Origin of the sequence: Brevundimonas guildfordensis (assembly GCF_014836405.1) — a bacterium.
GTDB lineage: Bacteria > Pseudomonadota > Alphaproteobacteria > Caulobacterales > Caulobacteraceae > Brevundimonas > Brevundimonas guildfordensis.
The window spans coordinates 1,412,441-1,430,392 of sequence record NZ_JACSQU010000001.1 but is presented as its reverse complement, the minus strand read 5'-3'; the positions used below and the strand labels follow the sequence as shown (position 1 = coordinate 1,430,392).

20 protein-coding genes are annotated in these 17,952 nt (G+C 68.5%); 9 read left to right on the top strand and 11 right to left on the bottom strand.

Annotated elements, in window-relative coordinates; all coding sequences use genetic code 11:
- Positions 1-4 precede the first annotated feature (4 nt).
- The gene (locus H9656_RS06960; protein WP_191743441.1) at positions 5-1,633 is read right to left on the bottom strand and encodes a peptide chain release factor 3; all 1,629 of its coding nucleotides are present in this window, start codon (positions 1,631-1,633) and stop codon (positions 5-7) included.
- A gap of 159 nt (positions 1,634-1,792) precedes the next feature.
- Here H9656_RS06960 and H9656_RS06955 point away from each other — a divergent pair, with 159 nt between their 5' ends.
- Positions 1,793-1,933, top strand: coding sequence for a hypothetical protein (locus H9656_RS06955; protein WP_191743440.1), 141 nt, complete (start codon positions 1,793-1,795; stop codon positions 1,931-1,933).
- Positions 1,934-1,958: 25 nt separating this feature from the next.
- Here H9656_RS06955 and H9656_RS06950 read toward each other — a convergent pair whose 3' ends face one another.
- The 3 genes from H9656_RS06950 to H9656_RS06940 form a co-directional block, all read right to left on the bottom strand.
- A complete protein-coding gene (locus tag H9656_RS06950) occupies positions 1,959-3,518 on the bottom strand; it encodes a tetratricopeptide repeat protein (protein ID WP_191743439.1) in 1,560 nt (519 codons plus the stop codon).
- 74 nt (positions 3,519-3,592) lie between these two features.
- Complete coding sequence (locus tag H9656_RS06945) at positions 3,593-3,973, bottom strand: hypothetical protein (RefSeq protein ID WP_191743438.1); 381 nt, start codon at positions 3,971-3,973, stop codon at positions 3,593-3,595.
- A gap of 191 nt (positions 3,974-4,164) precedes the next feature.
- Entirely contained in the window at positions 4,165-4,494 is a 330-nt protein-coding gene (locus H9656_RS06940) for a DUF1491 family protein (protein ID WP_191743437.1), read from the bottom strand.
- Positions 4,495-4,549: 55 nt separating this feature from the next.
- Between H9656_RS06940 and H9656_RS06935 the strand changes: the two genes are divergently transcribed.
- Positions 4,550-5,425 carry a hypothetical protein gene (locus H9656_RS06935; RefSeq protein WP_191743436.1) on the top strand — a complete coding sequence of 292 codons (876 nt, stop codon included), beginning with the start codon at positions 4,550-4,552 and terminating at the stop codon, positions 5,423-5,425.
- Positions 5,426-5,433: 8 nt separating this feature from the next.
- On the opposite strand, the gene H9656_RS06930 is transcribed toward H9656_RS06935, so the two are convergent.
- Positions 5,434-7,065 carry a sensor histidine kinase gene (locus tag H9656_RS06930; protein WP_225212255.1) on the bottom strand — a complete coding sequence of 544 codons (1,632 nt, stop codon included), beginning with the start codon at positions 7,063-7,065 and terminating at the stop codon, positions 5,434-5,436.
- A 131-nt stretch (positions 7,066-7,196) separates the two neighbouring features.
- On the opposite strand from H9656_RS06930, the gene H9656_RS06925 reads away from it, so the two are divergent.
- Both H9656_RS06925 and H9656_RS06920 read left to right on the top strand, forming a co-directional pair.
- Positions 7,197-7,643: a SufE family protein gene (locus H9656_RS06925; RefSeq protein WP_191743435.1), complete on the top strand. Its 447-nt coding sequence runs from the start codon at positions 7,197-7,199 to the stop codon at positions 7,641-7,643.
- Positions 7,644-7,719: 76 nt separating this feature from the next.
- Entirely contained in the window at positions 7,720-8,013 is a 294-nt protein-coding gene (locus H9656_RS06920) for a hypothetical protein (RefSeq protein WP_191743434.1), read from the top strand.
- A gap of 7 nt (positions 8,014-8,020) precedes the next feature.
- Here the strand turns inward: H9656_RS06920 and H9656_RS06915 are convergent, their stop codons facing one another.
- Entirely contained in the window at positions 8,021-8,737 is a 717-nt protein-coding gene (locus H9656_RS06915; RefSeq protein ID WP_191743433.1) for a DUF6456 domain-containing protein, read from the bottom strand.
- On the bottom strand, positions 8,734-9,105 hold the full coding sequence (locus H9656_RS06910) for a chromosomal replication initiator DnaA (RefSeq protein ID WP_191743432.1): 372 nt from the start codon (positions 9,103-9,105) through the stop codon (positions 8,734-8,736). The genes H9656_RS06915 and H9656_RS06910 overlap by 4 nt, the downstream gene beginning before the upstream one ends.
- A gap of 373 nt (positions 9,106-9,478) precedes the next feature.
- Between H9656_RS06910 and ctrA the strand changes: the two genes are divergently transcribed.
- The gene (gene ctrA, locus H9656_RS06905; RefSeq protein WP_191743431.1) at positions 9,479-10,180 is read left to right on the top strand and encodes a response regulator transcription factor CtrA; all 702 of its coding nucleotides are present in this window, start codon (positions 9,479-9,481) and stop codon (positions 10,178-10,180) included.
- A 103-nt stretch (positions 10,181-10,283) separates the two neighbouring features.
- Here the strand turns inward: ctrA and H9656_RS06900 are convergent, their stop codons facing one another.
- The 4 genes from H9656_RS06900 to H9656_RS06885 form a co-directional block, all read right to left on the bottom strand.
- Positions 10,284-11,354: an endo-1,4-beta-xylanase gene (locus tag H9656_RS06900; RefSeq protein ID WP_191743430.1), complete on the bottom strand. Its 1,071-nt coding sequence runs from the start codon at positions 11,352-11,354 to the stop codon at positions 10,284-10,286.
- Positions 11,355-11,357: 3 nt separating this feature from the next.
- Positions 11,358-11,771, bottom strand: coding sequence for a flagellar export protein FliJ (locus tag H9656_RS06895; RefSeq protein WP_191743429.1), 414 nt, complete (start codon positions 11,769-11,771; stop codon positions 11,358-11,360).
- A gap of 16 nt (positions 11,772-11,787) precedes the next feature.
- Positions 11,788-13,131 carry a flagellar protein export ATPase FliI gene (gene fliI / locus H9656_RS06890; RefSeq protein ID WP_191743428.1) on the bottom strand — a complete coding sequence of 448 codons (1,344 nt, stop codon included), beginning with the start codon at positions 13,129-13,131 and terminating at the stop codon, positions 11,788-11,790.
- A 179-nt stretch (positions 13,132-13,310) separates the two neighbouring features.
- A complete protein-coding gene (locus H9656_RS06885) occupies positions 13,311-14,219 on the bottom strand; it encodes an EamA family transporter (RefSeq protein ID WP_191743427.1) in 909 nt (302 codons plus the stop codon).
- An 85-nt stretch (positions 14,220-14,304) separates the two neighbouring features.
- Between H9656_RS06885 and H9656_RS06880 the strand changes: the two genes are divergently transcribed.
- From H9656_RS06880 to H9656_RS06865, 4 genes are all read left to right on the top strand, one after another.
- Positions 14,305-14,787 (top strand): Lrp/AsnC family transcriptional regulator, encoded by a 483-nt coding sequence (locus H9656_RS06880; protein ID WP_191743426.1) that lies wholly within the window; start codon positions 14,305-14,307, stop codon positions 14,785-14,787.
- 68 nt (positions 14,788-14,855) lie between these two features.
- On the top strand, positions 14,856-15,812 hold the full coding sequence (locus H9656_RS06875; RefSeq protein WP_191743425.1) for a glycosyltransferase family 9 protein: 957 nt from the start codon (positions 14,856-14,858) through the stop codon (positions 15,810-15,812).
- A gap of 68 nt (positions 15,813-15,880) precedes the next feature.
- Positions 15,881-17,218 carry a dihydroorotase gene (locus tag H9656_RS06870; protein WP_191743424.1) on the top strand — a complete coding sequence of 446 codons (1,338 nt, stop codon included), beginning with the start codon at positions 15,881-15,883 and terminating at the stop codon, positions 17,216-17,218.
- Entirely contained in the window at positions 17,215-17,949 is a 735-nt protein-coding gene (locus H9656_RS06865) for a prephenate dehydrogenase/arogenate dehydrogenase family protein (protein ID WP_191743423.1), read from the top strand. Before H9656_RS06870 ends, H9656_RS06865 begins: the two co-directional genes overlap by 4 nt.
- Positions 17,950-17,952 lie beyond the last annotated feature (3 nt).

Sequence of the window (17,952 nt, the reverse complement as noted above, 5' to 3'; positions counted from 1 at the left end):
TCGGTCAGCCGCGTTCCTTGGTCTTCGAGAAGGCGACCTTGGGGAAGCGTTCGGAGACATAGCCCGTCTCCCAGCTCGACTTGGCCAGGAAGACCGGGTTCTGGTCGATGTCGGCGGCCATTTGCGGGCGGTATTTGCCCGCGAAATCCTCAAGGTCGGCCTTGGCGCCGGACACCCAGCGGGCCTCGGCGTAGGGCGACGGCTCGAAGATGACGTCCAAGCCGTACTCCTCGCCCAGGCGGTCGGCCATGACCTCGAACTGCAGCTGGCCCACGGCGCCGACGATGAAGTCCGCGCCCAGTTCCGGACGGAACAGCTGGGTCACGCCTTCCTCGGCCAGACCGACCAGCGCCTTCTGCAGGTGCTTGGCCTTCAGCGGGTCCTTGACGCGGACGCGCTGCAGGATTTCAGGGGCGAAGTTGGGCAGGCCCGCAAACCGCACCAGACCGCTTTCCGACAGGCTGTCGCCGACGCGCAAGACGCCGTGGTTGGGAATGCCGATGACGTCGCCGGCATAGGCCTCCTCGGCCAGTTCGCGGTCCGAGGCGAAGAACATGATCGGGGCGTTCACCGACAGCTGCTTGCCGGTGTTCTGGACCTTCAGCTTCATGCCGCGCTTGAAGCTGCCCGAGGCCATGCGGAACATGGCGATGCGGTCGCGGTGGTTGGGGTCCATGTTCGCCTGAACCTTGAAGACGAAGCCGGTGACCTCGTCCTTGCTCGGCTCGACCGTGATGTCTTCCGGCGCGGGGGCGTTGCGGGTTTCAGGCGGCGCCTCCTTGCGGGCGCTCATCGTCTTGGGCGGCGGCGCCCATTCGCCGATGGCCTTCAGCAGCTCTTCGATGCCGAAGTGGCGCAGGGCCGAGCCCCACAGCACAGGCGTCATATGGCCTTCCAGGAAGGCCTGATGATCGAACGGCTTGTAGCCGGCCTCGACCAGCTCCAGCGCGTCGACCATGTCGGCCTGTTCCGTCCCCTCGAAGAAGGGGGCGGCGTCGTCAAACGGCAGGGGCACCGGGTGTTGGCCGTCGCTGTCCGCGGTCTTGCGGGTATATGGCTGGAACCGGCCCTGACCGCCGACCTCGGCCAGACCGCGCAGGCGGTTGCCGCTCTCGGCAGGCCACCAGATCGGCGAGGGGTCGAGTTGCAGGCGGCTGGCGATCTCGTCCAGCAGGGCCATCGGGTCCTGGGCCTCGCGGTCCAGCTTGTTGATGAAGGTGATGATCGGGATGTCCCGGAGACGACACACCTCGAACAGCTTCAGCGTCTGCGGCTCGATGCCCTTGGCGGCGTCCAGCACCATGATGGCGCAGTCGGCGGCGGTCAGGGTGCGATAGGTGTCTTCCGAGAAGTCCTCGTGCCCCGGCGTGTCCAGCAGGTTGAACATCTTGCCGTCGTGCTCGAACGTCATCACCGAGGCGGTGACCGAAATGCCCCGCTCCTTCTCGATCTTCATCCAGTCCGAGCGCGCCCGGCGGTTCTCGCCGCGCGCCTTGACCGCGCCCGCCGCGCGCACGGCGCCGCCCGCCAGCAGGATATGCTCGGTCAGGGTCGTCTTACCGGCGTCCGGGTGAGCGATGATGGCGAAGGTCCGACGACGGTCGGCCTCCTGGGCGAGGGTCAGTTTGGACATGGAGCTTCCTTTAGGAGGCGCGACCTAGCGCGCCGGGGTCCAATTGTCGACGTTCACGATGCCGTGAGAGACCCCTCGCCTATAAGGGTTATTCGAGGCATGCTCGTTTCTGGGAGACGGCGGGCCATGAGTTCGCCGCACTAGGGAAGGGAAAACGTCATGGCTCTGGTCCACCCAGGCAAGGTCGCGCCCGCGCAGGGCGAGCGCAAGATTCACCCGCTGGTCTGCTTTCTGGCCGGGTTCGGTCTGATCGTCGTCGCCGCGGCCCTCGTGCACACGGTGTTCGGGATTCTGCTCTAGGGCGCGCGAAATCGGGCCGACTCTGTCATTCGCGGGCGGCAGGGTCGGACGGAGCCGGGGTCACCGAGATGTCGTGGTCGTCGACATCATCCTCATCGGCTTCGGAGCGTCCTTCGGCGCGTTGCAAAAGGGCGCGGGCAGTGGAACTAGGAGCGTGAGGGTCGGCGACCAACGGTCGCAACAGCCCCGCCGCCTCGATGTTCCGGTCATGCGCCAGCAAGGCTTGCGCAAGATTGATCCGAACAACGCCGAGTTGCGGCGCGAGGACAAAGGCCTGCTCCAGCACAGCCACGTCGTTCTCGTTTGGATAGCTCGGTGAGTCGGCCCGGTTTTCTGCGATCAGCAACAGGGTGACGTAGTTGGCGTCATCGGCGACATAGGCCCGCGACAGATAGCCTTGGGCTTCGACTTTGAGGCGCAGGGCGGCGTCACGGTCGTCCGAGGCCGCAGCGGCGTCCATCCGCGTGCGGGCGAGATATTGCAAGCCTTCGACGTGGTCGGGGTCGAGTTCTATCAGGCGCTGCAATGGAGCCTCGGCCCCAGCGGCGTCACCGAAATGCAGCTCGGCATGTCCCAGGGCCAATAGAGCCAGCGGATCGTCCGGGTGGCGGGCAGCGGCTCGACGCACATCCTGTGCGGTGGCCGCACGCTGCTCCTCTGGCACGCCCACTTTCAATCGCTGGTTCAGCAGCAGAAGATCATCAGCGGATTTCGGCAGGGTGGTGACGACGATGTTCGTTGCATCGAAGGACGTCTTCATCACCACATAGGTCATGCGTTCGCGGACGTAGCGGCGCAGGGCGCGTTGCAACTCGGTCGTCGTCAGCCCGGTGGCATCACGCATGGCCGCCACGGGGTCGGCGCCGTCGCCCACGGCCGCCAGATAGGTGCCCAGAGTGCGACGGCGTTCGGTGTCGCTCATGAACCAATGCGTCAGCAGCCAGGCTAACGGGTAATAGGTCTCCCGATGGCGGACCGACGCGCCTGGCCGCTCGGCCAAGAGCTCCTCCATTGACACCCAGGCGCCGTTTATCAGCCAGTAGGCGCGGTTCTGGCTGTATTTGCCAACATGGATCTCATCGCGCTTGAAGTCGGCGGTGGCGAAATATTCGGCGAAGCCCTCAATGAACCACGCTGGGTAGGCGTGCGAGAAGTTCTGCATCATGAAATGATGCGCATACTCATGCTTGAGCGTGTGCATTTCCTCGTCGCGGCGCGCTACGCCGAAGATGTCTTCGTCGGTCGCCATGTAAAACCCGGCCAGCCCATCCTGAGCGCCCGGCCTGACCCGCAGCATGGCGGTGCGCGAGCCTAGAAGGTAGACGGGCAGCTTCCGATAGGTCGGCGCCTCGAGGCTTACGCCCAGACGGATCCGCAGCAGGCGGTCAAAGGATTCCAGTTCCTGTGTGAATTGCCGTAACTGGTTAGCGCCGCCGTCGCTGTAGACGACGAAACGCTCACTTTCGGCCCTGAGCCAGTCGGCCCGGGCTGGGCTGGCGCTCATGGTCGCCAAGACGGCGGCCGCCGCAATCGCCAGCGGCCTGGTGGGCCCCCAGCGCCGTGGGAACATTTTTAAACCCGCCATCATCGCCCTCCCATCACCATGCCGAGGGTAGAGGTCGGTCGTGTTCGCCGTAAAGCGTCAATATGCGCTTCGGCTCAGGCGGCCAGACGGCTCCAGACCGTCCGGTCGGCCGTCACCGCGTCCAGGGCGCCGCGCCGCGCGCGTTGATGCAGGTGGCGCACGACGATCTGGGGCAGGGCGCAAAAGCGCGGCTCGACCACCTCGGGGGCGCACCCCGGCGCAGGGGCGGCGAACAGGGCGGCGCTGACGCCTTCGGCCTTGTGGGCGATCAGCCAGGCCAGACGGCGTGCGCGGGCCGGGTCGTTGTGGTGCAGCAGCGGGTCTTCGGCGAACAGTTCGCAACCCATCTCCAGCACATAGTCGAACGAAAGGTTCTCGAACCGCCGCACGTCGTGGCTGGGGGCCGGGCAGGCCTCGTCCAGATCGAAGACGACGTCGTTCAGGAGAAACAGCATGGACCGCGCCCGCTTTCCGGACCGTTCTGGCCCCAGGCGACGAGTTGTAGGCGGCCGGCGCTTGCGGTCCGGTTCACGAACGCGGTGAACGGGCCGGTTACCATTTTTAGCGGCCCTACCGGCCTTCGCCCTGCTTGAGGGCCGGTTCGGGGGCAGCCTACCTATGGACCCTCTCTCCCGGCGGGAGAGGGTCAGTCCTGCGTCTTCTCGGTCAGGAAGTGCCGTCCCTGTCGGTCTTCGATCTCGACGACCCACAGGTCGGGATCATAGCGGCGCTGGCGCTCCAGATAGGCGTCCAGTTCGCTCTCTATTTCGCTGGCGACGGGCTGGATCCACAGGGGCTCGCCGTCCTGGCCGGTCGCCTCGGTCCACAGACGGGCGGTGCGGGTGGCGGTGTCATAGGCCTTGACGATGACGGCCCCGGCGCGGGCGTCGCCCTTCTTCACCACCACGGCGTTGGCGCCTTCCAGTTCGGCGCGGCGGATTAGGGCCCCGACCCAGACGTCAGTGGAAAGAAGCAATTGGTTCACCCTGTTTGGACACGGACCCGGAACCGGCGTCGGCTAGGGTGGAGCCATGAACATAGCGCTGTCGCCTCGCATAGTCAGCAGAACGCTGGCCGTGGTCGTCGCACTGGCCCTCGCGGCCGGGACGGCGACGGCTGCCGGCCAGAACTTTGGCGACGTCTATTATGAGCGCGCCTTCGTGCGGGCCGCGCAGGACAAGTGCCGCCTGTTCGAGCCGCGCCTGACCCAGGCGCTGGAGGCGGCGACCCTGCAGGCGCGCGGGGCGGCCTTGCGTTCAGGTCGCCCGGCGACCGAACTGGCCGCAACAGCCGGGCGGGCCAAGGCGCGGGCCGAGGCCACCCCTTGCAACGACGCCGAACTGAACCGGGTCAAGGCGCGGGTGCGCCACGCCTTCGCCGGTTGGTCGCGCGCGGCGCGGATCAATTTCCCTGGCGACACGGCCGTCTGGAGCGCCGACCGTTTCGAAAGCGCCCGTGATGGATGGCGCCTGTTTCAGGACGGGGCGACCGGGGCCTCGCCCGTGCGGTTCGGTCTGACCGGCAGGGCGCCCCAGGATGCGCGTCCGACGGCCGTCGTCTCCTTCGCCGGCAAGCCCCGGCCCTATGCCGCGCGGATCGTCATGCGCGACGCGGCGCGCTCGCCCCGACCATGGCTCGCCGCAGACGGACTGCCGCCGGACGCCGCGCGCCGGGCCGTGTTCGCAGCCGGGTCCGATCTCGCCCCGCGCGAGCTGCTGGTCTCGGGCGCGCGGACGGGCGAGGTCTGGCGCTTTCCCGACAGCGCCGCCGAGGCGCTTGCTGCGCTGGACCCGCGCGAACCCTTCCTGATCGAGTTCCTGTTCCGCGACGACAGCGTGGCGACGGCGCGTTTCGAGGCGGGCGATTTCGCCGCCGCCCGCGCCTTCCTGGCCATGGGACCGGTCTGACGGCGGCGTCAGGCTTCGGCCAGAACCGGCAGGCGCAGGGCGGCGGCCGTGCCCTCGCCCAGGGTGCTGTCCAGGCTCAACGTCCCGCCGTGCAGTTCGGCCAGGGCGCGGACGAGGGCCAGCCCCAGCCCGCTGCCTTTCGCCTTCTGCTCCGCTTCGCCGGCCTGTTCATAGGGGCGGCCCAGCCGCGCCAGATCGGCCCTGGCGATGCCGACGCCGGTGTCGGCGACGACCAGCTCCAGCATGGAGCCCGTCGACTGGGCCGAGGCCGTGACCGTCCCGCCCGCCGGGGTGAACTTCACCGCATTGGACAACAGGTTCAGCGTCATCTGCTTCAGCGCCCGGCGGTCGGCGCGGATCATCAGCGGCTCCTGCGGCAGGACGGCGGTCAGTTCGACCCCCTTGTCCTCGGCCTGAAGGCGGACCAGCGCCAAGCCGGCCGTCACCGCCTCGCGCGCGTCGAACCGCTCCAGCGCCAGCTCATAGCGGTCGGCCTCGATGCGGCTGACGTCCAGGACATCGTTGATCAGGTCCAGCAGGTGGCCCCCCGCCTCATGGATCGAGCGGGCGTAGTCGGCGTAGCGCGAGGGGACCGGGCCGAACAGCTCCTGCCGCATGGCGTCCGAAAAGCCGATGACGGCGTTCAGCGGGGTGCGCAGTTCGTGGCTCATGTGAGCCAGGAAGCGCGACTTGCCGGCGCTTTGGGCCTCAGCCTCCATACGGGCGGCGTCCAGCTCGGCCTCGCGGGCGTACTGCAAGGTGGCGTCCAGAGCCTGAACGATCAGGCGAGAGCCGTCATCCATGCGCCGCGCCGTCAAAAGGATGCGGCGGTCCAGCGCCAGGCGGGGCGTAAAGCGGACCTGGGCCTCGCCCAGGTTGCGGGCGCGGGCCAGGGCGGCCAGGACGGCGGGGCGGTCGGCCGGGTCGACGGCCGACAGCAGCCCGTCCTTGAACAGCGGCTCGACCGGCAGGGCGGCGGGCGCCGCGCCATAGGCGGCCAGGGCGCGCAGGTCCTGGTTCAGCGCCAGGGTCAGGGCGGGTTGCCCGGCCAGGAGGGTTTCGACCCCGGCCACGTCGGCCTCGGCGACCTCCATCCGGCGAGCCGCGCGTCGGGCGCCGAGGAGCAGGGCCGCCGTGGTCGCCCCCGCTGTCACCAGGGCCGAGACGCCGGCCGTGGCGGCCTCCGCCGCCGGCGCGCCCAACAGCCAGCCGGACAGCAGGCCGGCGGCCGCCGCGCCCGTAGCGGCTACAGCGGCGACCAGCACGCGGCGGCGGCCGCCCAGCGCCAGCCCGGCCGCCAACGGCGCGAAGACGAAGCCCGCCAGCGGGCCGCCCGCCCCGCCGCTGAGCGCCGCGCCAGCCAGCGCCGCCAGCGTCCACAGCGTCAACAGGGCCGAACGGGCCTCGTCATCGTCGCGGCGCAGCAAGGTCAGCCCGGCCAGACCCGGCGCGGCCATGACCGCCAGCGCCAGGAGCAGGGGCGTCGCAGCCGTGGCTGCGTCTGCGCCCGTCGCGAACAGCGCCGTCACGCCGACGGCCGCCGCCCAGCCCGCGTGCCAGGCGGCCACGGCGGCGCCGTCCCGGGCGTCGTGGACCTCGGGGCGGCGGATCGGATCAAGCAGGGCGGTGTGAGGCTTCAAAGGGCCCGCGACGGACAGGAGTGAAAACAACCGTAATCTAGGCTGCGTCGGCAGAAGCCCCTAGGGCGCTCGCCTGTAGGGGGAGCGGGGCGCCGGTTGTGATCGCGGCGGCGGGGGCCTATGTCGCGCCCATGACTTCTCCCGCCCCCGATCGCTCCATTGACAAGACCCTGGCTGAATTGGTCGAAGAGTTCGACCTCTTGGGCGACTGGGAAGGGCGGATCGAATACGTCATCGACCTGGGCAAGGACCTGCCGCCCCTGCCCGAAGCGGCGCGGATCGAGGCGAACAAGGTGCCGGGCTGCGCGGCTCAGGTGTGGTTATCCCTGCGGCCCGAGGGCGGGCGGCTGTTTTTCGACGCCGACAGCGACAGCGCCCTGTCCAAGGGCAATATCGCCTTGCTGCTGCGGCTCTATTCAGGCCGGCTGCCGACCGAGATTCTGGGATTCGACGCCAAGGCCGCTCTTGATCGGCTGGGCCTACCCTCGGCCCTGACCCGCCAGCGCGCCAACGGCTTGAACAGCATGGTCGGCCGCATCCGCGAGGCGGCTCAGGCGTCGATGCTTGCTGCAGGCTGAGGCGGAGTATTTTCTACTCGCTGCAAGTGGCCGGTCGGCGCATGATCGGGCGTCTCAAACGCTGTGGAGCGATCTGATGTCGGTCCTGACGAAACGCACGACTTCCTTCTTGAACCCGATGCGGATGGCGGGTTGGGGCGCTGTCGGCATGGTCCTGCTCACGCCGCTGGTGGCGATGCAGTTCACGCAAGAGGTGGGCTGGGGGCTCGAAGACTTCCTTTTCGCCGGCGTGCTGCTGGTTGGGGCGGGGTTGCTGCTCGAACTCGTCCTGTGGACGGTCCGTGCGCCCTGGGCTCGGCTGGTCCTGGCCGGCCTCATCGGTCTGGCGGTCCTGACGATCTGGGCCGAGGCGGCGGTCGGCATATTCTGAAGCGCCCTCAGCCCAGGCCGTAATGCTCCGCCAAGGCCTGCAGTCCCTGCTTGAGCAAGGTCTTGCCCTGACGGCGGCGTAGGGACAGGGCCTGTTCGGCCAGTTGCAGCGACGTGCCGTGGATGCAGACCTTTTCGACCATGGCCCGCAGGCGCGGCCCGCAAGCCTCCAGCGCGGCCTGAACGCGGGCGGAAGCGGTGAGGGCGCGGTCGCTCGGCTCGACCCGACCCGCGCCGCCGCCGGATACGCTGCGGGGCAGGCCGTCCCAGCGCATGGTCATTGAGGGGCCGGCGGCCGCGATCTCGGCCTCGGCGCGCAACCGCTCTCCGGCCGCGACCTCGGCCGGGGTTAGCCAGGGGCGGCCCGACTGGTCCTTGCGCCGCGCCAGCCACAGAATCGGGCTCTCGCCCAGGTTGGCGCGGCGGGTCGTCATCCGGCCGTCCGCCTCCATCACCGGACGCTCCCCGTCGATGACGCCGGGCCGGCCGGGCGGGGGCGAGGCGGGGGCGTGGTCGTTGGCGGCGCGAGGCAGCCAGCCGCCGCCCTGACGCAGCTTCAGCCCCGGCCGTTCGATCACGGCGAGGAAGGCGGCCTCGTCCAGAGTCAGCACCACGCGGCTGCGCCGGTCGCCGCCGAGCCGCAGCGAATAGGCGCCGCCCGCCTGATCCAGCCAGGCGCCAGGGCGTTGCAGCAGATTGCGGGCGCGTTGCAGTTGACGGCTCATCGGCGGCCTCCCGTTTCGGGCGCCAGGTCGACCAGCGGCAGGCCCATGACCGTCCGCAGCGCCCCTTCCAGCCCATCCATCAGCGCGTCGTAGTCGGGTCGGTCGCGCTCGTCCTCGGCCCAGCGGCAGGCGGCGCCCGCCGTCGCCCGGTTCAGGCCGAAGGCGTGGGCCACCCGCTCCAGCGGCCAGCCGAACGAGACGTGCGCCAGATACATGGCCGACCAGCGCGCGCGGCAGGCCCGGGGCCGCACCCGCTCGCGCCGCGTCATTTCGGCGACCGGCACGCCCAGCGCCAGTCCTGACAGCGACAGGGCCGCGTCCGCCCGGATGCGGTCGCCCTCCGTCACTGGCACGCGATAGGGTTCCATGATCTGCGTTTCCTCCCGCCATTCCTGTGGATGCCGCCATTATGAGTGCGTTTGGCGGCTAAGATAGGAATGTTGTCCTAATCGACGTCAGAAACGGTCGCTTCCCCAGGTGCTTCCCGGCATCGGCGTGGATGGTTGTGCACGTCCCCTGTGGAAGACGCGGCAAAGGTCAACAGGGGAATGCGACGTCGGCCCCAAATAAATTAACGAATCGTTGACTCGGGCCTCTGGACGGCGATTCGCAAATCACCCTACGCGTTCCATATCGGGACCCGTTAACCCTTCTTAAGGTTTTGACCCGTTAACGTTGGAACAAGGTTACCCGGCCGCATCTCACGCGCGGCCATCCCAAGCTTTGCCTGGAGGGGCATGAATGCGCGTCCTGTTGATCGAAGACGACCACGCGACGGCTCAAAGCATCGAGCTGATGCTGAAGTCGGAAGGGTTTAACGTCTACACTACCGACCTGGGTGAAGAAGGCATCGATCTGGGCAAGATCTATGACTACGATCTCATCCTGCTTGACCTGAACCTGCCGGACATGAGCGGGCTTGAGGTTCTGCGCCAACTGCGCAACGGCAAGATCAATACGCCGGTGATGATCCTCTCGGGCAGCCACGAGATCGACACCAAGGTCAAGACCTTCGGCGGCGGCGCTGACGACTATCTGACCAAGCCCTTCCACAAGGACGAGCTGATCGCGCGCACCCACGCTGTGGTCCGCCGCTCCAAGGGTCACGCCCAGGCGATCATCCACACGGGCGAGATCGCCGTGAACCTGGACGCCAAGACGGTCGAGGTGGACGGCCACCGCGTGCACCTGACCGGCAAGGAATATCAGATGCTGGAGCTGCTCTCCCTGCGCAAGGGCACGACCCTGACCAAGGAGATGTTCCTGAACCACCTGTACGGCGGCATGGACGAGCCGGAGCTGAAGATCATCGACGTCTTCATCTGCAAGCTGCGCAAGAAGCTGGCGACGGCCGCCGGCGGCAAGCACTACATCGAAACCGTCTGGGGCCGTGGCTATGTCCTGCGCGACCCGGCCGAAGGCGCGGCCACCGTCGCCGCCTGAACCGCCTCCGCCTGAGCCTCCACTCAGGGACGAAATCTCAGACGCCCGCCGAGCAACCCGGCGGGCGTTTTCGTTTGCTCACCTTCCCTGGCGGACGAACGGGTTACTCCGCGAACGCCTCGCTCAGCACGCCGAACATCGGATTGGGGCCGCCGGCATCGTCGAACAGCAGGGGGCTGTCCTGGCCGTCGTCGTTCTCAGCGCGGCGCAGCCAGGAGTCGCGGTCGCGCACGCCCCAGACGGTGAAGGCGAAGCGCTGGGCCGGAGGCAGGTCCATGAAGGCCTCGGCCAGTTCGGCCACGCGCGCGCTCTGCTGCTCGCGGCGCCGGGCGCGGGAGCGCAGGTCCGGCATCCGTCCGCCGCGCTTCAATGAAGCGTCCAGTTCGGAGACATGGATGGGCAGGCCGAACTGGCGGGCCTCGTTCATGAAGGCGGCGACCTGGCCCTTGGGGATTTCGATGTCGAGGTGGGACTGGATGCCGATGCCCTGCACCGGGGCGCTCGCCTTCAGCAGCCGTTCGACCAGGCGCAGGAAGGCGGCGCCCTTCTTCGGCGTGTTCTCCAGGTTGTAGTCGTTCAGGAACAGGGTCGCCTCGGGCGCGGCGAGGCGGGCCTGTTCGAAGGCGCGGATGATATAGGCGTCGATCCCGCCGAGGCCTTGGCTCCAGACGCAGTCGCGATAGCCGCCGCCGTCATCCTCCACCGGCTCGTTGACCACGTCCCAGCCGACGATCTGGCTGCGCCAGCGCCCGGCGACCTCGGCGATATAGCGGTCGTGCTCGGCGATGAAACGCGCGCGGTCGTCGACGAGGGCGGTGAACCACGGATGCTCCTGCGCGTACCAGATCAGGGCGTGGCCGAAGAGGCGGACTCCGAGGTCGCGCGCGAAATAGGCGATGCGGTCCGGCGCGTGGAAGCGCAGGGAGCCGTCCTTTTGCAGGATGTACTCCATCTTCATCTCCCACTCGGGCGTGAGTTGGGAGAAGTGGGTGGAGACGAGGTTAGACCAGGCCTGATCCGACAGCTGGCCGGCCATGGCGACCGTCCCGACCGGGAACGGGGCGACGGACTTCAGCGGGCGAACGGGGCCGGACGACGCCGTTTCAGGCGCCTCGCCTGCGCCGCAGGACGCGAGCGCGAGGGTCGAGGCCAGCAGGGCGCGGCGGTCGATCACGGCTCAGCCTTCGGCGCGACGACGCAGGCCCATTTCGTCGTAGGCGGCGGCCTCGCGCTTGGCGGCGGCCATCAGCTTGTTCAGCCGGGTGGTCTCGGCGACGTGCTCGAACTTCTTCAGCTCCTCAAAGGCGCCGGTCAGGGCGTCGCGGGCGCCTTCTTCTTCGATCGAGACGGCGGCGATCTCAGCCTCCGCGTCGGCGCGGCGTTGCTTCCAGCCGTTGAGATAGGCCTGCAGCATCATGCCGGAGTTGGCGTCATGGCGGGCGTTCTCGCGCTCGATCTCGGCCTCGGCGTCGAGGACGGCGACGCGCATCTCGGCCTCGGCCTTGCGGGCGCTGATCTCGGCCAGACGCTTCTGCAGCGTCTCGACCTCATAGTTGGAGATGCGGATCAGGGATTGGGCCCAGGCCGTCATGCGTCGTCTCCCGCGATCATTGGTCCACCATGCCCTGGTTCAGGATGGTTTCAAGTCTGTCGAAACTGTCGTTCAGGCGCGTCACGTCGTCCTTGTCCTGGGTCAAGAAGCCTTCCAGGGCCGGGTTCAGGGCGATGGCGCGGTCGACGATGGGGTCCGCGCCGGTGCGATAGGCGCCGATGCGGATCAGCTCTTCCATGTTGGAATAGGCGCTCAGGCACTGGCGCGCGCGGCGGTTCAGTTCGCGCTCGGGCGGGGACTGATTGCCGGGCATGGTGCGGCTGACGGACTTCAGCACGTCGATGGCCGGGAAGCGGCCGCGCTCGGCGATCTTGCGGTCCATGACGATGTGGCCGTCCAGAATGCCGCGCACGGCGTCGGCGATCGGCTCGTCATGGTCGCCGCCGTCGACCAGAACGGTGAACAGGGCCGTGATCGGTCCCGCCTCCGTGCCGTCCGGCCGGATCGGCCCCGGCCCGGCGCGCTCCAGCAGCTTGGGCAATTCGGTGAAGACGGTGGGGGTGTAGCCCTTGGTCGTCGGCGGTTCGCCAGCGGCGAGGCCAATCTCGCGCTGGGCCATGGCGAAGCGGGTGACGCTGTCCATCAGGCACAGCACCTCCATCCCTTGATCGCGGAAGAACTCGGCCACGGCCATGGTCATATAGGCCGCCTGGCGCCGCTTCAGCGCCGGTTCGTCGCTGGTGGCGACCACGACGACGGCGCGTTTCAGCCCTTCTTCGCCCAACGTCTCCTCGATGAACTCGCGGACCTCGCGGCCCCGTTCGCCGATCAGGCCGACGACGACGACGTCGCAGGTCGCCTGCCGCGCCAGCATGGACAGCAGAACCGACTTGCCCACGCCCGAACCGGCGAAAATGCCCAGGCGCTGGCCGCGGCTGGTGGTGGTGAAGACGTCCATCGCCCGCACGCCCAGGTCCAGCCGATCGCCCACCCGGCCGCGCGAATGGGCGGGCGGCGGCGGCGCGCGCAAGGGGTAGGGGACGAGGCCCGGCGTCAGCGGCCCTGCGCCGTCGATCGGCTCGCCGAAGGAATCGATGATGCGCCCCAGCCAGGCCGTCGTCGGGCGCACGCTGGCGGCGGCGCTAATGATCTTGATGTCGGCGCCGGGCGCCACGCCCTCGACCGGGCCGAAGGGCATCAGCAGGGCCTTGGCCTCGCGAAAGCCGACGACCTCGGCGGGCAGGGGGGCTTGGCCGCGCCGCTCGATCTCGGCCCGCGCGCCGACGGCCAGACGCGACAGGCCGCCGCGCGATTCAATCAGCAGGCCGCTGACGCCCGCCACCTTGCCGGTGACGACCAGCGGGTCGATCGCTTCGACGGCGGCGACGAGATTACGCAAGGAGGACCCCCAGGCCGCGAGCCGCGCGACCGTTGCGCCAACCGTGCCGCATCATGGTTAATGGCCGGTGAAGCTGGTGAGGCTTTGAGCCTGCGATTGGGAGCAGGTGGAGCGATCTGTGCGCGCGCTGTGAACGCTCGTGCCGCCAGAGAGCGGGCCCAGCTCTACGTTGCAGGCGATCAGGCCGGGGCGGCTGGATCCTGCAGCGGCTGCTCGTCTGACGGCGAGGTCAGCACGGCGCCCACCGAGGCGGCGATGATGGCGGCGATGGCCAGCCACTGCTGGCTGGTGAGGTGCTCGCCCAGCACGAACAGGCCCGCCAGGGCGCCGATGGCCGGATCGCCGCTGACCGCCACGCCGAAGGTGCGCTTGGGAATGTGGCGCAGGGCGACCATGTCGAGCGTGTAGGGCAGGGCGCTGGACACCAGGGCCACCACCAGACCTAGCGCGAGGATCTTCGGGTCCAGCAGGCTCACGCCGGCGCCAGCGATCCCGAACGGCACGACGGTCATGGCGGCAAAGGTCATGCCGATGGCGACGGTCGCGCCGCTGGGCAAATGGCTGACCCGCTTGCCGAAGACGATATAGCCCGCCCAGAACACCGCCGCCGCCGCCGCATAGGCGCAGCCGACCGGATCAAGCCCCGACACGTTGCCGTTCAGCGGCAGCAGCAGGACCAGACCCAGCACCGCCAGCCCGATCCAGACGAAGTGGATCAGCAGCCGCGAGTTGAACAGGGCGACCGCCAGCGGCCCCATGAATTCGATCGCCAGGGCCACGCCCAGAGGAATGGTGTTCAGCGACATGTAGAAGCTGAGGTTCATCAGCCCCATCACCACGCCATAGATCGCCAGCGCGCGCAGGTCGCTGCGGGTGAAGGCGCCGCGCCACGGACGAAACACCGCCAGCAGCACGATGGCCGACAGTCCGACGCGCAGGCCCGCCGTCCCGGCCGGTCCCACCAACGGATAGAGCGTCTTGGCGAAGGAGGTGCCGGCCGAAAGCGACACCATGCCGCCGATCAGGGCGAGATAGGGCAGGACCGCTGACAGGCGCGGATGGCGAAGGGCGAGGGCCGGGGAGGACATGGCCGGCAACCTATCCAAAACCCGCTCGTTTTTCTTGGCGATTTCGCCTGCGATGATGCAAGAAACACGCGTATGGTTACGTCCTATGCAAGAAAACGCCGACCTCGATTCCTTTGACCGTCGTCTGCTGGCTCTGGTGCGCCGCGACAATCTCCAACCGGCGCGCCTGCTGGCGGAGAAGGTCGGTCTGTCGGAATCGGCGGTGTCGCGGCGTCTGCGGCGGCTGCGCGACGAAGGGGTCATTATCGCCGATGTCGCCGTGGTCGATCCCGCCCGGTTGGCGCGCGTCCTGACCATGCACGTCCTGGTCGAGATGGAGCGCGAAGGCACGGCGGTTCTGGACGCCCTGATCGACAAGCTGACGGCCCGTCCCGAGGTTCAGGCCGCGTGGTACGTGACCGGCGATACCGACCTGATCCTGTATGTCGTGGTGCCGACGATGGAGGCCTATGAGGTCTTCACGCGTGAGATGCTGAACGACGACGCCCGGGTACGTGCATTCAAGACGCTGATTTCTATCAGGGAAGTGCTGCCGTTCGACCCTGCGCGACGGGCGCTGGCGCGATGAAGCCCGGTTTCGGGTCCTGTTTCAGTTTCGCCGCTGAATCGCCTTGAGAATCCGGATAGGCTGACGTCATGCATGGTCGTTTTCCGATCCTCTATATCGCCGAGGCGGACGCCGAAGAGGCGGTCCTGTCGTCCGGGGCGCTGGCCCAACTGGTCGAGGCGATCCCGCAGGCTACCTTCACCGTTGTCGGTTCTCCGGCCAGTGCGCCGCTGTTCGCCGACCTGCCGAGGTTGCAGCGACTGATCACGCTGGACCGTGACGGGCGCTGGGACTGGATCGCCCTGTGGAACCAGGTGCGCGAGACCAACTGGGGCTTGGTGGTCGACATGCGCGGCTCCACCCTGTCGGGCAAGCTGCGGCGCCAGCGCCGCGCGGTGAAGGGCAAGACCGTGGCGGGCGTGCACCTGGTCGAGCAGGCGGCGCGGACGCTGCAACTGGATGAGATTCCGGCCCCCCGCCTGTTTATCGAGCGGGACACTCAGGAAGCCGCCGACGTCCTGATCCCGGCGGGCGACGGGCCGATCCTGGCCATCGGGCCGGGCGCCGACTGGATCGGCAAGCGCTGGCCCGCCGACCGCTACGCCAAGGTCGCCATTTCCCTGCTGGGCGAGGGCGGGCCGCTGGCGGGCGGGCGGCTGATGATCGTGGGCGAGGAGGCGGACCGCGACGCGGCCCAGACCATTCGCTCGGCGGTCAAGCGCGACCGGGTGATCGAGCTTCAGGGGCGGTTGACGCGGTTGCAGACGGCGGCCGCCCTGTCGCACGCGGACCTCTATCTGGGCGGCGACTCGCTATGGACGCAACTGGCGGTGGCGGCTGGCGTGCCGGCGGTGGCGGTCTTTGGTCCTTCTGACGAGATGATGAAACGCCCCTGGACCGGCGTCGCCGTTCGCGGACCTCGCAGCCTGCAGGAGTTCCAGGAACTGGACCCGCGCCTGAACCAGCACATCCAGCACATGATGGACCTGCCCTACGAGCGGGTGCTGAAGGCGGCGAAGAAGCTGCTGGCGGAACGGGCCTCCTGACTGACCCTCGGCTTGCGTCTCCAAGCCTTCGGCGCGCATAAGCCCCGGAGCTTCAGGAGATGCGCGCGATGACCCAGACCTATGACCTGATCGTCCGGGGCGGCGAGGTTGCCAACCACGCCGGACGCGGCAAGGCCGACGTCGGCGTCATCGACGGCCGGATCGCCTTCATCGGGGACCTGTCCCAGGCCTCGGCCGGAGAGGTGTTCGACGCCACGGGCCTGACCGTCCTGCCGGGCGTCATCGACACCCAGGTCCACTTCCGCGAGCCGGGTCTGGAATGGAAGGAAGACCTGGAGACCGGCAGCCGCGCGGCCGCCCTGGGCGGCGTCGTCGCCGTGTTCGAAATGCCGAACACCAATCCCAACACCACTGATCCCGAGACCATGGCCGACAAGGTGGTGCGGGCCAACAACCGGATGTGGACGGACCATGCCTTCTACGTCGGCGGCACGCATGAGAACGCCGAGCATCTGGCCGATCTGGAGCGCCTGCCGGGCTGCTGCGGGGTCAAGGTCTTCATGGGGGCCTCGACCGGCGACCTGCTGATCGCCGACGACGAAGGGGTGAGGAAGGTGCTGTCCAACGTGCGCCGCCGCGCCACCTTTCACTCGGAAGACGAATACCGCCTGGTCGAGCGCCGCAACCTGGCCCGCACCGGCGACTGGACCAGCCATCCTGAAGTCCGCGACGCCGAAAGCGCCATCATGTCTACCCGCCGTCTGGTCGGGTTGGCGAAAGAGACCGGCGCGCGCATCCACGTCCTGCACGTCACGACGCGCGAAGAGATGGAGTTCCTGCGCTTCCACAAGGACGTCGCCACCGTCGAGATCACGCCCCAGCACCTGACCCTGGTCGCGCCCGAGGCGTATCAGCGTCTGGGCGCCTACGCCCAGATGAACCCGCCGATCCGGTCGCAGGAGCACGTCGACGCCCTGTGGCTGTGGGGGATGCAGCAGGGCGTGGCCGATGTGCTGGGCTCGGATCACGCGCCGCACACCAAGGAAGAAAAATCCAAGCCCTATCCGGCCTCGCCGTCGGGCATGCCGGGGGTGCAGACCCTGGTGCCGCTGATGCTGACCCATGTGGCGAACGGGCGGCTGTCGCTGGAGCGCTTCATCGACCTGACTTCGGGCGGGGCGCAGCGGGTGTTCGGCACGGCCAACAAGGGACGGATGGCCGTCAGCTATGACGCCGACCTGACCATCGTCGACCTGAAGGCGAAGAAGACCATCACCCACGACCAGCAGGCCACGCGCTGCGGCTGGACCCCGTTCGACGGCTTCGAGGCGACCGGCTGGCCGGTGGCCACCATCGTGCGCGGCCGCGTGGTGATGAAGGACGGCGAACTGATCGGTCAGGCGCATGGCCGCCCGGTGCGGTTCCAGGAGACGCTGGCGGGGTGAACAACCCCAAACCCCAACTCGGCCTGATCGGCTTCGGCGCCTTCGGGCGGCTGACGGCTAAGCATCTGTCGCCGTGGTTCGACATCCTCGTCCACGATCCGGCGGTCAGCGACGGCGAGGGGCTGGCGCGGTTGACGACGCTGGAGGCGGCGGCGGCCTGTCCGACGGTGGTGCTGGCCGTGCCGGTCGGCGTCCTGGCCGAGACGGTCGCGGCCATCGCGCCGTCCGTGACGCCGGGCGCCCTGATCCTCGACGTCGGCTCGGTGAAGGTGAAGCCCGCCAAGGTCATGCTGGACGGTTTGCCGCCGGGCGTTCAGATCGTCGGCACTCATCCCCTGTTCGGTCCTCAGAGCGGCAAGGACGGCATCGCCGGCCTGCGCATCGCCGTCTGTCCGGTGCGGGGCGACAAGGCGGCGTGGCGCGTCGCCGCCTTCTGCCGCAAGGCGCTGGGGTTGAAGGTCTTCGTCGTCGGTCCCGAGGATCACGACCGCGAGGCGGCGACGGTGCAGGGCCTGACCCACCTGATCGCCAAGGTGCTGCTGGCGATGGAGCCGCTGCCGACGCGCATGACCACGACCAGTTTCGAGCGGGTCATGCAGGGCGTCGACATGGTCCGTCACGACAGCGAAGCGGTGTTCCGCGCCATCGAGCACGACAACCCCTTCGCCGCAGAGGTGCGCCGCCTCTTCTTCGACCTGGCCGAACAGGCGCGGGCGGAACTGGACGACTAAGGG

Coding starts and splice junctions, on each gene's coding strand:
- H9656_RS06960 (WP_191743441.1), bottom strand. CDS start 1,633: ATGTCCAAACTGACCCTCGCCCAGGAGGCCGACCGTCGTCGGACCTTC.
- H9656_RS06955 (WP_191743440.1), top strand. CDS start 1,793: ATGGCTCTGGTCCACCCAGGCAAGGTCGCGCCCGCGCAGGGCGAGCGC.
- H9656_RS06950 (WP_191743439.1), bottom strand. CDS start 3,518: ATGGCGGGTTTAAAAATGTTCCCACGGCGCTGGGGGCCCACCAGGCCG.
- H9656_RS06945 (WP_191743438.1), bottom strand. CDS start 3,973: ATGCTGTTTCTCCTGAACGACGTCGTCTTCGATCTGGACGAGGCCTGC.
- H9656_RS06935 (WP_191743436.1), top strand. CDS start 4,550: ATGAACATAGCGCTGTCGCCTCGCATAGTCAGCAGAACGCTGGCCGTG.
- H9656_RS06925 (WP_191743435.1), top strand. CDS start 7,197: ATGACTTCTCCCGCCCCCGATCGCTCCATTGACAAGACCCTGGCTGAA.
- H9656_RS06920 (WP_191743434.1), top strand. CDS start 7,720: ATGTCGGTCCTGACGAAACGCACGACTTCCTTCTTGAACCCGATGCGG.
- H9656_RS06915 (WP_191743433.1), bottom strand. CDS start 8,737: ATGAGCCGTCAACTGCAACGCGCCCGCAATCTGCTGCAACGCCCTGGC.
- H9656_RS06910 (WP_191743432.1), bottom strand. CDS start 9,105: ATGGAACCCTATCGCGTGCCAGTGACGGAGGGCGACCGCATCCGGGCG.
- ctrA (WP_191743431.1), top strand. CDS start 9,479: ATGCGCGTCCTGTTGATCGAAGACGACCACGCGACGGCTCAAAGCATC.
- H9656_RS06895 (WP_191743429.1), bottom strand. CDS start 11,771: ATGACGGCCTGGGCCCAATCCCTGATCCGCATCTCCAACTATGAGGTC.
- H9656_RS06885 (WP_191743427.1), bottom strand. CDS start 14,219: ATGTCCTCCCCGGCCCTCGCCCTTCGCCATCCGCGCCTGTCAGCGGTC.
- H9656_RS06880 (WP_191743426.1), top strand. CDS start 14,305: ATGCAAGAAAACGCCGACCTCGATTCCTTTGACCGTCGTCTGCTGGCT.
- H9656_RS06875 (WP_191743425.1), top strand. CDS start 14,856: ATGCATGGTCGTTTTCCGATCCTCTATATCGCCGAGGCGGACGCCGAA.
- H9656_RS06870 (WP_191743424.1), top strand. CDS start 15,881: ATGACCCAGACCTATGACCTGATCGTCCGGGGCGGCGAGGTTGCCAAC.